Source organism: Bordetella sp., from assembly GCF_057362025.1.
The window spans coordinates 18,896-31,603 of sequence record NZ_JBMQQZ010000022.1 but is presented as its reverse complement, the minus strand read 5'-3'; the positions used below and the strand labels follow the sequence as shown (position 1 = coordinate 31,603).

The following is a 12,708-nucleotide window of genomic DNA, read 5'->3' as shown; positions in this document are numbered from 1 at the left end:
CTGGGTTCTTGCGCTTCGTGGATGGTGAATGCTGCCGCAGGAAGATTTTGCAGCGCACGTCGATCGCTGGCCGCCCAGCGCGGCCAGCGATCGACTACACGGTGCGTCATGCCGCGGGGGCTTTCATGCGATGGTCGTGCTACCGGAGTGGATGCGGTTGCATGCGCACGTCTGCGTGTGCCTTGGGCGAGATGGCGATCGAGGGGGGCATCCGGATTTTTGTGTCTGCACCGATCGAACCGAGAGGGTCAAGGATACGTGGCATGGCGAACGCGCCGCCATCCCCACCGCCATTCGCATGCGGCCCGTCGCATTCAACCACCGCGTAGGCGTATCGGGGCCGCGCTGGGCGGCCCCGATGCGACGTGCGCCGCCAAATCTTTCAACGGCGGAATCGGCCACCCACGAAGCGTAAGAACCCGGCTCGTCGCAGCACCCGTGATTAAGGCAACTCGGAGTCCTGCGGGGGTGAGGCCCGTCCGGGGCGGCCCGTTGGAGCCGCGCGAGGGAATCTGAAGGGAGGACGGCCGGGCAAAAAAATCGCAAGAAAACCACCGCCACTTCGGCCGCCGTACGAAGATGACGACGCGGGAGTCCGGCGCGAAGGCGCCGGACCGGCTACTCCGGGCCGCCCCGGACGGGCCTCACCCCCGCAGGACGGCACTAGCACCCAGACTCACGACAGCGATCGGGAAGCCTGGGCCGGCACTAGCAAACAGCCTGGGACGGCAGTTGCAACCAGCCCCCGACAGCTACTTGGCAACCGGCATGGTGAACTCCGCACCCTTGCCGATACTATCGGGCCATCGCTGCATCACGCTCTTGTAGCGCGTATAAAACCGCACCCCTTCCTCACCGTAGGCGTGGTGGTCACCGAACAGCGACCGCTTCCACCCGCCGAAGGAATGCCACGCCATCGGCACCGGAATGGGCACGTTGATCCCCACCATCCCCACCTGGATCTGCCGCGCGAACGCCCGCGCCACGCCGCCATCGGAGGTAAAGCACGACACCCCATTGGCGAATTCGTGCTCGTTGATCAGCTTAACGGCCGCTGCGAAATCGGGCACGCGCACGATGCACAGCACCGGTCCGAAGATCTCTTCCCGGTAGATGTTCATCGTCGGCTTCACATGGTCGAACAACGTCCCGCCCAGGAAGAACCCCTTCTCGCTGCCAGGTACCGAAAGGTCGCGCCCGTCCACCACCATCGTCGCGCCCGCCGCGATGCCATCCTCGATGTAGCCGCGCACCTTGTTGCGATGCTGCGCGGTCACCAGCGGTCCCATCTCCGCCTGCGGGTCCATTCCATCCAGCACCTTCAGCGCCCGCACGCGCGGGGCCAGGCGCTCGACCAGCGTATCCGCCACGTTGCCCACTGCCACCGCGACCGAAATCGCCATGCAGCGTTCGCCCGCCGAACCGTAGGCCGCGCCCATCAGCGCGTCGGTCACCTGGTCCATATCCGCGTCGGGCATCACCACCAGGTGGTTCTTCGCCCCGCCCAGCGCCTGCACGCGCTTGCCGCGAGCGGTTCCCTGGGCATAAATGTATTGCGCGATCGGCGTCGAACCCACGAAAGACAGCGCCTGCACGTCGGGATGGGCGATGAGCGCATCGACCGCCTGCTTGTCGCCATGCACGACGTTGAAGACCCCTGGGGGCAGGCCCGCTTCGGTCAGCAGTTCGGCCAGCCGCACCGATGCGGAAGGATCGCGCTCCGACGGCTTCAGCACGAAGGTATTGCCGCAGGCGATCGCGACCGGGAACATCCAGGCCGGCACCATCATCGGAAAGTTGAACGGCGTAATGCCGGCCACCACGCCCAGCGACTGGCGCATGCTCCAGTTATCGATGCCGCCGCCGATCTGTTCGGTGTATTGGCCCTTCAGCAGATGCGGAATGCCGCAGGCGAACTCGACGACTTCGATGCCCCGCGTGACCTCGCCCTTGGCGTCGGAGAATACTTTGCCATGCTCGCGCGTGATCAGCTCGGCCAGTTCGTCCTGGTGCCGGTCCAGCAAGGCCTTGAAGTTGAACAGGATGCGCGCGCGCTTCAGCGGCGCGGTCTCGGACCAGGCCGGAAACGCTTCGCGCGCGGCGGCCACGGCCAGGTCGATGTCCTCGATGCCGGCCAGCGGCACCGTGGCGGCGATCTCGCCGCGCGCGGGATTGAACACGTCGCCGTAGCGTCCGCTGCGTCCGTCGTAGGCTTGTCCGTTGATGTAGTGCGAAATGGTGGTCATGGTCAGGCGATTTCCTTCAGCACCGAGCCGATGGTATGGAAGATTTCATCGATCTGCGCCTCTTCGATGATCAAGGGCGGCGAGACCGCCAGGATGTCCCCGGTGTAGCGTACCAGCAGGCCGGTATCGAAGCAGCGCTGGAAGGCCTCCGCCGCGCGCGCGCCTGGCGCGCCGGGGCGCGGTGCCAGCTCGATGCCCGCGACCAGGCCGATGTTGCGCACGTCGATCACGTGCTTGGTGCCGTTCAGGGCGTGGGCCGCGCGCTCGAAGGCCGGAGCCAGCTCGCGGGCGCGGGCGAACAGGTTATCCCGGCGGTAGATGTCCAGGGTGGCCAGTACGGCCGCCGATGCCAGGGGATGTGCCGAGTAGGTATAGCCGTGGAAGAACTCGATACCGGCCGGGCCGGCATCGACGATGGCGTCGTGCACGTCGCGCTTGACCGCGACCGCCCCGCAAGGCACCGCGGCGTTGCTCACGCCCTTGGCCATGGTGATCAGGTCGGGCGTGACGCCGAAGAACTCGGCCGCGGTGGCCGCGCCCAGCCGCCCGTAGCCCGTGATGACCTCGTCGAAGATCAGCAGGATGCCGTGCTTGCTGGTGATCTCGCGCAGGCGTTCCAGATAGCCCTTGGGCGGCACCAGCACGCCGGTCGACCCGGCCATGGGCTCGACGATCACGGCGGCGACGGTGGACGGGTCGTGCAGCGCCAGGATGCGTTCGAGCTCGTCCGCCAGATGCGCGCCCCAGGCCGGCTGGCCCTTGGAAAAGGCATTCTGTTCCAGGTTGTGGGTGTGGGGCAGATGGTCCACCGCCGGCAGCAAGGCGCCGGAGAACGTCTTGCGGTTGGGCGAAATGCCGCCCACCGAAATACCGCCGAAGCCCACGCCGTGATAGCCGCGTTCGCGGCCGATCAGGCGGGTACGCTGGCCTTCGCCGCGGGCGCGGTGGTAGGCCAGGGCGATCTTCAGCGCGGTGTCCACGGATTCGGAACCGGAATTGGTAAAGAAGATGCGGTCCAGGCCCTGGGGCATCAGGCCCGCCACCGCGCTGGCTGCCTGGAACGCCAGGGGATGCCCCAGCTGGAAACCGGGCGCGTAATCCAGCGCGCCGGCCTGTTGTGCGATCGCCTGGGTGATTTCGTCGCGGCAGTGGCCGGCGTTCACGCACCATAGGCCCGACGTGCCGTCCAGGATCTGGCGGCCGTCCAGCGAGGTGTAGTACATGCCCTTGGCGCCGACCAGCATGCGCGGGTTGGCTTTGAACTGCCGGTTGGCCGTGAAAGGCATCCAAAGGTGGGACAGATCGGGGGACGTGGTCGGCGCGTTCATGAGGGCTCCGGTAGGGAAAATGGCCTGACGCCGGGCCGACTGTGCTGGCCGGGTGCGTTACCGGGGGAGGGGCCCCGGCGAAACGCGGCGTCGCGGGAATCAACAGGCATTCTCGACTTCCGCGTCGCCCGTGGAAATAGACAATCCATGCAAAAATAGCGAACCGTACAGGTACATCCTGAACAACTGTGCAGATTCCTCGATGACCGATTTTCCCGCCCTGGACTTCCGCCCTTTGCGCGACCGTGCGAACGCGCCGACCCTGGTGCAACAGCTGGTCGATGCGGTCGTGCGCGCCATCGAGGCGCGCATCCTGGGCCCCGGCATGTCCTTGCCGTCGGTGCGCGAATTCGCGCGCGCGCACGAGATCAGCACCTTTACCGTTTCCAGCGCCTACGCGCGGCTCGTCTCGCAGGGTTGGCTGCTGGCGCGGCCCGGTTCGGGATACCGGGTCGCGTCGCGTGCGCCCGCCACCGCCGCCGCGGCGCCCGTGCCGCGCCCGTGGCAGCCGCCCACGCCGGGCGCCGAATGGCTGCTATCGGATGTATTCGCCGACCACTCCATCCCGGTGAAGTCGGGCTGCGGCTGGCTGCCGGGCGAATGGTTGAACGAAACGGGCCTGCACCTGGGATTGCGCCATGTCGCCCGCGTCCCCGGCGCGCGCATCGCGGGTTATGGACATCCCTACGGCTATGCGCCGCTGCGTGCGGAAATCGCCGCGCAGGCGGCCGCGCTGGGCATGCCGGCGGAACCCGCGCAGGTGCTGTTGACCCAGGGCGTGACGCACGGGCTGGACGTGGCGATACGCACGCTGCTGCGCCCGGGCGATGCCGTGATCGTCGAACAGCCCTGCTATGCCAACCTGCTGGCGCTGGTGCGCCTGGCCGGTCTGCATGCCGTCGCGGTGCGGCGCACGGAGGAAGGACTGGATATCGCCGAACTGGAGCAAGCCGTACAAGCGCATCGGCCGCGCGCGATGATCATCAATACGGTATTGCAGAATCCCACCGGTACCAGCCTGACGATGGCCAATGCCTACCAGGTGCTGCGCGTCGCCGAGCAGCACGACTGCTGGATCATCGAGGACGATATCTCGCGCGAGCTCGCGCCCGGTGTCGCGCCGGTGCTGGCCGCGCTGGACGGCCTGCGCCGGGTGGTCTACCTGAGCGGCTATTCCAAGGTGATCAGTCCATCGGTGCGCGTCGGCTATGCGATCGCCCACCCCGACGTGGTGCGCGACATGGCGCGCACCAAGATGGCGGTGGGATTGACCTCGCCGGAGATCATGGAGCGCGTCGTCCATGAGGTCTTGCGCGAAGGTCGCTATCGCGCCCATGTCGCCGGCCTGCGGGAGCGGCTGGCGCTGGCGCATGTCAAGGTGGCGCGGCGCTTGTCCGATCATGGCATGCAGGTCTACGCAGAGCCGCGCGCCGGCCTGTTTCTGTGGGCCCGCCTGCCGGCCGACGGTGGCGACGCCGGTGCCAACGCGCTGGCCGAACGTGCGCTGCGCGACGGCATCTGGCTGGCCCCCGGTTCGTATTTCGATGCCGGTCAGCGCGACGTTCCGTGGGTCAGGCTGAACGTCGCGTATTCGGACGATGAAAGGCTGTGGCGTTTCCTGGCCGAAGGAACCGTCGCCGCGGGCCGGGTCTGAACGGTCCCCTGGTCCGGGTGCGAGAGCCGGGCTTGCAACCCGGGATGGACATGCGGGGCCGCGTTCGCCCGCATCGTTACCGACCGCACCGACCGCACCGACCGCACCGACTGCACCGGCGCGAAGACACGGATATCAAGGCGACGCCGGTATCCGCTCGTACACCACGAAGTCGTATTCGTAGCCGTTTTCCGCGGGTTGTGGCTGGCGCGAAGCTTCGCGCCAGCGAAAGGACGGTAGAAGCGGGAACCAGGCGTCGCCCTCGACGTCCGCCTTGATCTCCGTCGCGATAACGCGATCCGCCCGTTCCAGCACGGCACTGAAGATCTGTGCTCCGCCGATGATGAAGACTTCGTCCGTATCGCCGCTCGCGCGCAGGGCCGCCTCGATATCCGGCACCACCACGGCCCCTTGGGCCTGATAGGCCGGATCGCGCGTGATGACGATGTTGGCGCGGCCGGGCAGGGGACGTCCCAATGATTCCCAGGTCTTGCGCCCCATCACGATGGGATGGCCCAGGGTGGTGCGCTTGAAGTGCGCCAGATCGCCCGGCAGTTTCCACGGCAGGCCGTTGTCGCGCCCGATCACGCGGTTACGGGAATAAGCCACGACCAGCGTCAAGCGAGGCAAGGCACCCGCTTCGGGCGGCCGGGAAGCGGGTGCGCTCATACCGCTACCGCCCCTTTGATATGGGGATGGCTTTGATAATCGATCACTTCCAGGTCTTCGTACTCGTATTCGAACAGCGACGCCGGCTTGCGCTTGATGCGCAGCTTCGGATATGGGTAGGGCTGGCGCGACAGCTGCAGTTCGACCTGCTCGAAATGATTGCTATAGATATGGCAATCGCCGCCGGTCCAGATGAAGTCGCCGACGTCCAGGTCGCACTGCTGCGCGACCAGGTGCGTCAGCAAGGCATAGCTGGCGATGTTGAATGGGACGCCAAGGAAGATATCCGCGCTGCGCTGATACAGCTGGCAGGACAGCTTGCCGTCGGCGACGTAGAACTGGATCAGCGCGTGGCAGGGCGGAAGCGCCATGCGCGGGATGTCGGCCACGTTCCAGGCCGATACGATCAGGCGCCGCGAATCCGGATTGCGGCGGATCTGCTCCAGCAATTGCGAAATCTGGTCGATATGGCGGCCGTCCGGCGCAGGCCAGGAACGCCATTGCACGCCGTAGACCGGGCCCAGGTTGCCGTCGGCGTCGGCCCATTCGTCCCAGATGGTGACGCCGCGCTCCTGCAGCCAGCGCACATTGCTGTCGCCGCGCAGAAACCACAGCAGTTCGATGAAGATGCTTTTGGTGTGCAGCTTCTTGGTGGTCACCAGGGGAAATCCCTGCGACAGATCGAACCGCATCTGGTAGCCGAAGACCGAGCGCGTTCCCGTCCCGGTGCGATCCGTCTTGGTGACGCCATGCTCATAGACATGGCGCATGAAATCTTCGTATTGGTGCATGGAAATCCGGGCGGTGCTCAGTTCGCGTCCGCGGCGCCGGCCGCGCCGGTCTCCACCACGTCCACGGAGAAGGTCATTTCCGCCGTCTTGGCCAGCATGGCCGAAGCCGAGCAGTATTTTTCGTGCGACAACTGTACGGCGCGCTCGACCGCCGCCTGGGGCAGCTTGTGCCCGGTAACGGTAAAGGCGAAATGGATGCGCGTGAATACCTTCGGGTCGGTCTCGGCCCGATCGGCCTGCAGCTTGACGCTGCAGCCGGTCACCGCGTGGCGCCCGCGCTTCAGGATGAGCACCACGTCGTAGGCCGTGCAGCCGCCGGTGCCGGCCAGGACCATTTCCATCGGGCGAAACGCCAGGTCGTGGCCGCCGCCATCCACGGCCCCGTCCATGACGGCGACATGCCCGCTACCCGAAGTGGCCACGAACAGCATCCCGGAAGGGCCGCCCCAGTCGATCGTGCATTCCATGTCGATATCCTGAATCGTCTTGTGCAAAAAGGGATCATAGCCGGTTCCGATCGCCCGGAACGGGCCGGCCCTTTCCACGGCGGGGCCTTGCGGCCGGCCCGTCCGGCCGCCTTCCTTACAATGGACGGATCGATACGGATAAGGCGCTTTTCGCCGTGTCCGACGCCTTACAGGAGTATGCGATGCCGTCGCCCCAGCCGCCGTCCCCGTCGTTCCCGTCCCTGGCCCGCCGCAAGGGGCCGCTGGATGCCCTGCTGGGCGAGGCGGACCGCGCCCTGCGCGTCCTGGCCGGCGCCTCCAGCGCGGGCCGGCCGTATCCGGCGGGCCCCGAGGCCGCCGAGACGCTTACCCCCGACGACCGCCGGCACGCGGCCGGCCTGATGCGGGTGAATCACGTCGGGGAAATCTGCGCCCAGGCGCTGTATCGCGGCCAGGCGCTGGCCTGCGCCGACGAGCCCGCGCGCCGGATGTTCCAGGATGCCGCCGCAGAGGAAGTCGACCATCTGGCCTGGTGCGAGCGGCGCCTGGGCGAGCTGCGCAGCCGTCCCAGCCTGCTGAATCCGCTGTGGTATGCCGGGTCGTTCGGCCTGGGCCTGTTGGCCGGCCGCGCGGGGGTGCGGCGCAATCTGGGCTTCATGGCGGAAACGGAGCGGCAGGTCGAAGCGCACCTGGAAAGCCATCTGAAGCGCCTTCCCGCCCAGGACGAACGGTCTCGCCAGGTGGTGGACCAGATGAAGCAGGACGAAATCAATCACCGCGTCAGCGCCGAACGGGCCGGGGCGGCGCCCCTGTCGTGGCCCGTACGGGGCGCCATGCGGGCCCTGTCGCGTGTCATGACGAGCACGGCCTATTGGATTTAGCGGGCAGGCTGGGCGCGCGAACAGGGTGGGCCACGCGCCGCCGGGAGGCGCCGGTCGGCGGGTCTTTGGGCGCTTTTCCTGGGCTTTGGCGGTCCGGACTGCCGGGCGCAGGGTTAACCCGGTCTTATATTTATGGGGTGATCGAGGGGCGTGGCACAATGATTGCTGAAGATTGCCATCCCCTGCCGGATCGTCGTTTGGGCGCACGAGATCCGGAACCGGCCGATAATGCGATGCACAAAAGCAACAATCTTCGGACCGTTGAACGGCGCTAAAATTTCTTCTTGCATCGCACAAAAAGTTTGGCTATGATTTGTCCATCGGATGTCGAAACGCAGTCGGCGCGGTGCCAAACCCCGACAGCGCACAGGGTACCTGGGAGGGTACTCCAGGGTTAACCCTCTGCGACATGCCACGGTTGTCTCCTCCACCCTCCTCCTTTGGTGGATTTAGCCCGAGATCGCAAGATCTCGGGCTTTTTTTTATCCATTTTTCGTTCCGCGCCATTTCGCGCGCGGTTCCCGGCGGCGCGGGGCCTTCATTCCTCGCGGGCGTATCCCGCACGACTTTGCCGTGCGGCCGAAAACCCCAGTTCCATCCACTAAAATCGCCGGATCGATAGCGGTAGGAAATCCGTCATGTTGCGTATTCAGGATGTGAAGTTGGCCATCGTGGGCCTGGGCTACGTTGGCCTGCCGCTAGCCGTGGAGTTCGGCAAGAAGCGTTCGGTGCTGGGCTTCGATATCGATACGCATCGCATCGACGAACTCAAGCGCGGGCAGGACCACACCCTGGAAGTCGACGAAGCCGAACTCGCCGCCGCGACGCACCTGGAATTCACCGCCGACGCCGCGCGGTTGGCGCAGGCGAATGTCTATATCGTCACCGTTCCCACTCCGATCGACGCCTACAAGCAGCCGGACCTGACCCCGCTGCGCAAGGCCAGCGAAACCATAGGGCGGGTCCTGAAGCGGGGCGATATCGTCATCTACGAGTCCACCGTCTACCCCGGCGCCACCGAAGAAGAATGCGTGCCTGTGCTGGAGCGCGTGTCCGGCCTGGCGTTCAACCGGGATTTCCATGCGGGGTACAGCCCGGAACGCATCAATCCCGGCGACAAGAGCCATCGCGTCAACACCATCAGGAAAGTGACTTCCGGATCGACCCCCGAAGTCGCCGACCTGGTGGATGCCCTGTATCGCGAGATCGTGACGGCCGGTACGCACAAGGCCGCCTCCATCCGTGTGGCCGAAGCCGCGAAAGTCATCGAGAATACCCAGCGCGACGTCAACATCGCCCTGATCAACGAGCTGGCGCTGATCTTCAACAAGATGGGGATCGACACCGAGGCCGTGCTGCAGGCCGCGGGCACGAAGTGGAATTTCCTGCCGTTCCGGCCCGGGCTGGTGGGCGGCCACTGCATCGGCGTCGACCCCTACTACCTGACGCACAAGGCGCAGAGCCTGGGCTATCACCCGGAAATCATATTGGCCGGCCGGCGCCTGAACGATGCCATGGGCGGCTATGTGGTGTCGCAGCTGGTCAAGGCCATGACCAAGCGCCGCATCCACGTACAGGGTGCGCGGGTGCTGGTCATGGGACTGACCTTCAAGGAAAACTGCCCCGACCTGCGCAATACGCGCGTGGTCGATATCGTGCGCGAACTGCGCGAATACGGCGTGGAGGTGGATGTCTACGATCCGTGGGTCGATCCGGCCGAAGCGCGCGCGGAATATGGCATCGAGCCAGTGGCGGCGCCCGCCTCCGGCACCTACGACGGCATTGTTCTTGCGGTAGCGCATCGGCAGTTCGCCGAATTGGGCGCCGCGCGAATACGCGCCTACGGCAGGCCCGAACATGTGCTGTACGACCTGAAATACGTCCTGCAGCCCGGCGAATCGGATCTGCGCTTGTAACTCCACGTTTGAAAAAGGCCATGGCATGACGCACCGCTATCAGCAAATCACCGAAGACCTCCGCAAGGCGCCCCGTACCTGGCTGGTCACCGGCTGCGCCGGTTTTATCGGCTCGAACCTCGTGGAAACGCTCCTGAAACTGGACCAGACGGTGGTGGGCCTGGATAACCTGTCCACCGGCTACCGGCACAACCTGGACGAGGTCATGGAGCTGGTCTCGGCCGAACAATGGGGCCGGTTTACCTTCATCGAGGGCGATATCCGCGACCTGGAGGCCTGCCGCAAGGCCGCCACCGGGGTGGACTTCGTGCTGCATCAGGCGGCGCTCGGCTCGGTGCCGCGATCCATCCAGGACCCCATCACCACGAATGCCGTGAATGTCGATGGCTTCCTGAATATGCTGGTCGCGGCCCGCGACGCACGGGTGCGGGGCTTCGTTTATGCGGCGTCCAGTTCCACCTATGGCGACCACCCGGCCTTGCCCAAGGTCGAATCCGAAATCGGCAACCCGCTGTCGCCCTACGCGGTCAGCAAGTACGTGAACGAGCTGTATGCCGACGTGTTCGCGCGCGGCTATGGCTTCGGCAGCGTGGGCCTGCGCTACTTCAATGTGTTCGGCAAGCGGCAGGATCCCAATGGCGCCTACGCCGCCGTCATTCCCAAGTGGATCGGCGCCATGATCCGCGGCGAGGACGTCGTCATCAACGGCGACGGCGAGACCAGCCGCGACTTCTGCTTCGTGGAGAACGCGGTGCAGGCCAATCTGCTGGCGGCACTGGCGCAGGCCGAAGGCACCCACCAGGTCTACAACGTGGCGTTCAATGCGCGTACCAGCCTGAACGATCTGTTCCGGCACCTGACCCGCCTGCTGGCCAAGCACGGCGTGCAGTATGACAAGCCGCCCGTCTACGGGGATTTCCGTCCGGGCGACGTGCGGCACTCGCAGGCCGACATCGCCAAGGCCAACGATCAACTGGGCTACAAGCCCATGCACGACATCATCGAAGGGCTGGAGGTCGCCATGCCCTGGTATACGCAGTTCCTGCGTTAATGGGGATGCCGCCGGGAACCGCGCGTTCCGCGGGGGTGTCCGCAACATGGCTTTCCACCGCACGGCTGTGCCGCGCGGTGGAGAGCATATCGGCGCTCAGAAGGGTAGTTTGACGTCCGGCTTCAGGGCCAGCAACTGCTTGCGGAAGTCATCCTGGATGCGTGCCAGCGCGGCTTCGTTATCCGCCTCGAAGCGCAGCACCACCACCGGCGTGGTGTTCGAAGGCCGGGCCAGGCCGAATCCGTCGGGATATTCGGCGCGTACCCCGTCGATCGTCACGACCTGGGTGGCGCCCTCGAAGCGGCCTTTTTCCTGCAGGTCCTTCACCAGCGCGAAGGGTTCGCCCTCCTGCATTTCAAGCTTGAGCTCCGGCGTGGAGATTGCCTTGGGCAGGGCTTCCAGCACCGCGGACGGGTTGGCGTCGCGCGAGACGATCTCCAGCAGGCGCGCGCCCGTATACAAGCCGTCGTCGAAGCCATACCAGCGTTCCTTGAAGAAGGTATGGCCGCTCATCTCGCCCGCCAGCGGGGCGCCCGTTTCGGCCAGCTTGGCCTTGACCAGGGAATGGCCGGTCTGCCACATCAGCGGCTGCCCACCTGCCTGCTTGACGGCCAACCCGACGTGGCGGCTGCACTTGACGTCGTAGATGATCATGGCGCCAGGGTTGCGGGACAGCACGTCGCGCGCATACAGGATCAGCTGGCGGTCGGGCCAGATGATCTCGCCGGATTTCGTGACCACGCCCAGGCGATCGCCGTCGCCGTCGAAGGCCAGGCCGATTTCGCAATCGGTGGTCTTCAGGCAGTGGATGAGGTCTTCCAGGTTGTGCGGGTCGGCCGGATCGGGATGGTGGTTGGGGAAATTGCCGTCCACGTCGCAGAACAGTTCAGTGACGTCGCAGCCCATTTCGCGGAACAGCCGGGGCGCGATGGCGCCGGCCACGCCGTTGCCGCAGTCGATGGCGATCTTCATCGGACGGGCCAGTTTGACGTCGCCGACGATGCGCTCGATATAGCGTCCGACCAGGTCCATGGTGCGGCGCCGGCCGGGGGTGACGCCCGCCGGCGCCTTGCCGCCGGCGGCTTCCATTGCCCCGTGCAGGGCCTGGATGTCGGCGCCGTACAGCGCGGCGCCGCCCATCATCATCTTGAAGCCGTTGTACTTGGGGGGGTTGTGGCTGCCCGTGACGGCCACGCCCGAGCCTGTTTTCTCGGTATAGGCGCCGAAGTACACCAGCGGAGTGGGCACCTGGCCGATGTCCAGGGTGCTGACGCCGCCGGCGTTCAGCCCTTCCTGCAGGGCCAGCGCCAGCTCTTCGCTGCTGAGGCGGCCATCGCGGCCGATCACGAGTTCAGGAATGTTTTTTTCGCGCGCGAGAGCCGCCAGGGCCAGGCCCAGTTCGCGCGCGAAGCGCGCGTTCAGCAGGTCGGGCACGGTGCCGCGTATGTCGTACGCCTTGAAGATCGAAGCAGGGAAAGACGACGCATTACCCACGGTAGTTCCTTTGTGGTCGAGTGATTCGGTAAAAGCGAAAGGGCGATTATCCCCGATAAGCAGGGGCGGGCCGCAGTGCGGTACACGGCCTAATGCCAAGGCCCTAATGCATCCGTCCGGGGCGGCGCGCGCCGGGGGTCGGCCAGACGCCAGGGTGGGATCGCGCCGTCGACCCGGAAAGGGGATGGCGCTGTCTGGGATTGTGGCATGCGGGCTGCGCGGCGGAATGTGT

10 protein-coding genes are annotated in these 12,708 nt (G+C 65.9%); 4 read left to right on the top strand and 6 right to left on the bottom strand.

Going from position 1 to position 12,708, the window contains the following annotated elements; all coding sequences use genetic code 11:
* Positions 1-752 precede the first annotated feature (752 nt).
* A complete protein-coding gene (locus ACO1P8_RS06615) occupies positions 753-2,246 on the bottom strand; it encodes a CoA-acylating methylmalonate-semialdehyde dehydrogenase (RefSeq protein WP_486295112.1) in 1,494 nt (497 codons plus the stop codon).
* Positions 2,247-2,248: 2 nt separating this feature from the next.
* Complete coding sequence (gene aptA, locus ACO1P8_RS06610; RefSeq protein WP_486295111.1) at positions 2,249-3,574, bottom strand: omega-aminotransferase AptA; 1,326 nt, start codon at positions 3,572-3,574, stop codon at positions 2,249-2,251.
* A 202-nt stretch (positions 3,575-3,776) separates the two neighbouring features.
* Here aptA and ACO1P8_RS06605 point away from each other — a divergent pair, with 202 nt between their 5' ends.
* The gene (locus tag ACO1P8_RS06605) at positions 3,777-5,228 is read left to right on the top strand and encodes an aminotransferase-like domain-containing protein (RefSeq protein WP_486295110.1); all 1,452 of its coding nucleotides are present in this window, start codon (positions 3,777-3,779) and stop codon (positions 5,226-5,228) included.
* 135 nt (positions 5,229-5,363) lie between these two features.
* Here ACO1P8_RS06605 and ACO1P8_RS06600 read toward each other — a convergent pair whose 3' ends face one another.
* Genes ACO1P8_RS06600 through ACO1P8_RS06590 form a run of 3 tightly spaced genes read right to left on the bottom strand, consistent with a single transcriptional unit; the run spans position 5,364 to position 7,155 of the window.
* Positions 5,364-5,897 (bottom strand): dihydrofolate reductase, encoded by a 534-nt coding sequence (locus ACO1P8_RS06600; protein ID WP_486295109.1) that lies wholly within the window; start codon positions 5,895-5,897, stop codon positions 5,364-5,366.
* Positions 5,894-6,688, bottom strand: a complete 795-nt coding sequence (locus tag ACO1P8_RS06595; protein ID WP_486295108.1) for a thymidylate synthase — start codon at positions 6,686-6,688, stop codon at positions 5,894-5,896. Before ACO1P8_RS06595 ends, ACO1P8_RS06600 begins: the two co-directional genes overlap by 4 nt.
* 17 nt (positions 6,689-6,705) lie before the next feature.
* Entirely contained in the window at positions 6,706-7,155 is a 450-nt protein-coding gene (locus ACO1P8_RS06590; RefSeq protein WP_486295107.1) for an OsmC family protein, read from the bottom strand.
* 182 nt (positions 7,156-7,337) lie between these two features.
* On the opposite strand from ACO1P8_RS06590, the gene coq7 reads away from it, so the two are divergent.
* The 3 genes from coq7 to ACO1P8_RS06575 all read left to right on the top strand — a co-directional run bounded on the left by coq7 (position 7,338) and on the right by ACO1P8_RS06575 (position 10,982).
* A complete protein-coding gene (gene coq7 / locus ACO1P8_RS06585) occupies positions 7,338-8,015 on the top strand; it encodes a 2-polyprenyl-3-methyl-6-methoxy-1,4-benzoquinone monooxygenase (RefSeq protein WP_486295106.1) in 678 nt (225 codons plus the stop codon).
* Between the two features lie 638 nt (positions 8,016-8,653).
* Positions 8,654-9,931, top strand: a complete 1,278-nt coding sequence (gene tviB, locus ACO1P8_RS06580) for a Vi polysaccharide biosynthesis UDP-N-acetylglucosamine C-6 dehydrogenase TviB (RefSeq protein ID WP_486295105.1) — start codon at positions 8,654-8,656, stop codon at positions 9,929-9,931.
* Positions 9,932-9,956: 25 nt separating this feature from the next.
* Positions 9,957-10,982 (top strand): SDR family oxidoreductase, encoded by a 1,026-nt coding sequence (locus ACO1P8_RS06575; RefSeq protein ID WP_486295104.1) that lies wholly within the window; start codon positions 9,957-9,959, stop codon positions 10,980-10,982.
* 96 nt (positions 10,983-11,078) lie between these two features.
* Here ACO1P8_RS06575 and ACO1P8_RS06570 read toward each other — a convergent pair whose 3' ends face one another.
* Entirely contained in the window at positions 11,079-12,476 is a 1,398-nt protein-coding gene (locus ACO1P8_RS06570) for a phosphomannomutase/phosphoglucomutase (RefSeq protein WP_486295103.1), read from the bottom strand.
* Between the last annotated feature and the right edge of the window lie 232 nt (positions 12,477-12,708).

What these genes read in the sequence shown, in the direction of transcription:
- ACO1P8_RS06615 (WP_486295112.1), bottom strand. Translation starts at nt 2,246, where the DNA reads ATGACCACCATTTCGCACTACATCAACGGACAAGCCTACGACGGACGC.
- aptA (WP_486295111.1), bottom strand. Translation starts at nt 3,574, where the DNA reads ATGAACGCGCCGACCACGTCCCCCGATCTGTCCCACCTTTGGATGCCT.
- ACO1P8_RS06605 (WP_486295110.1), top strand. Translation starts at nt 3,777, where the DNA reads ATGACCGATTTTCCCGCCCTGGACTTCCGCCCTTTGCGCGACCGTGCG.
- ACO1P8_RS06600 (WP_486295109.1), bottom strand. Translation starts at nt 5,897, where the DNA reads ATGAGCGCACCCGCTTCCCGGCCGCCCGAAGCGGGTGCCTTGCCTCGC.
- ACO1P8_RS06595 (WP_486295108.1), bottom strand. Translation starts at nt 6,688, where the DNA reads ATGCACCAATACGAAGATTTCATGCGCCATGTCTATGAGCATGGCGTC.
- ACO1P8_RS06590 (WP_486295107.1), bottom strand. Translation starts at nt 7,155, where the DNA reads ATGGAATGCACGATCGACTGGGGCGGCCCTTCCGGGATGCTGTTCGTG.
- coq7 (WP_486295106.1), top strand. Translation starts at nt 7,338, where the DNA reads ATGCCGTCGCCCCAGCCGCCGTCCCCGTCGTTCCCGTCCCTGGCCCGC.
- tviB (WP_486295105.1), top strand. Translation starts at nt 8,654, where the DNA reads ATGTTGCGTATTCAGGATGTGAAGTTGGCCATCGTGGGCCTGGGCTAC.
- ACO1P8_RS06575 (WP_486295104.1), top strand. Translation starts at nt 9,957, where the DNA reads ATGACGCACCGCTATCAGCAAATCACCGAAGACCTCCGCAAGGCGCCC.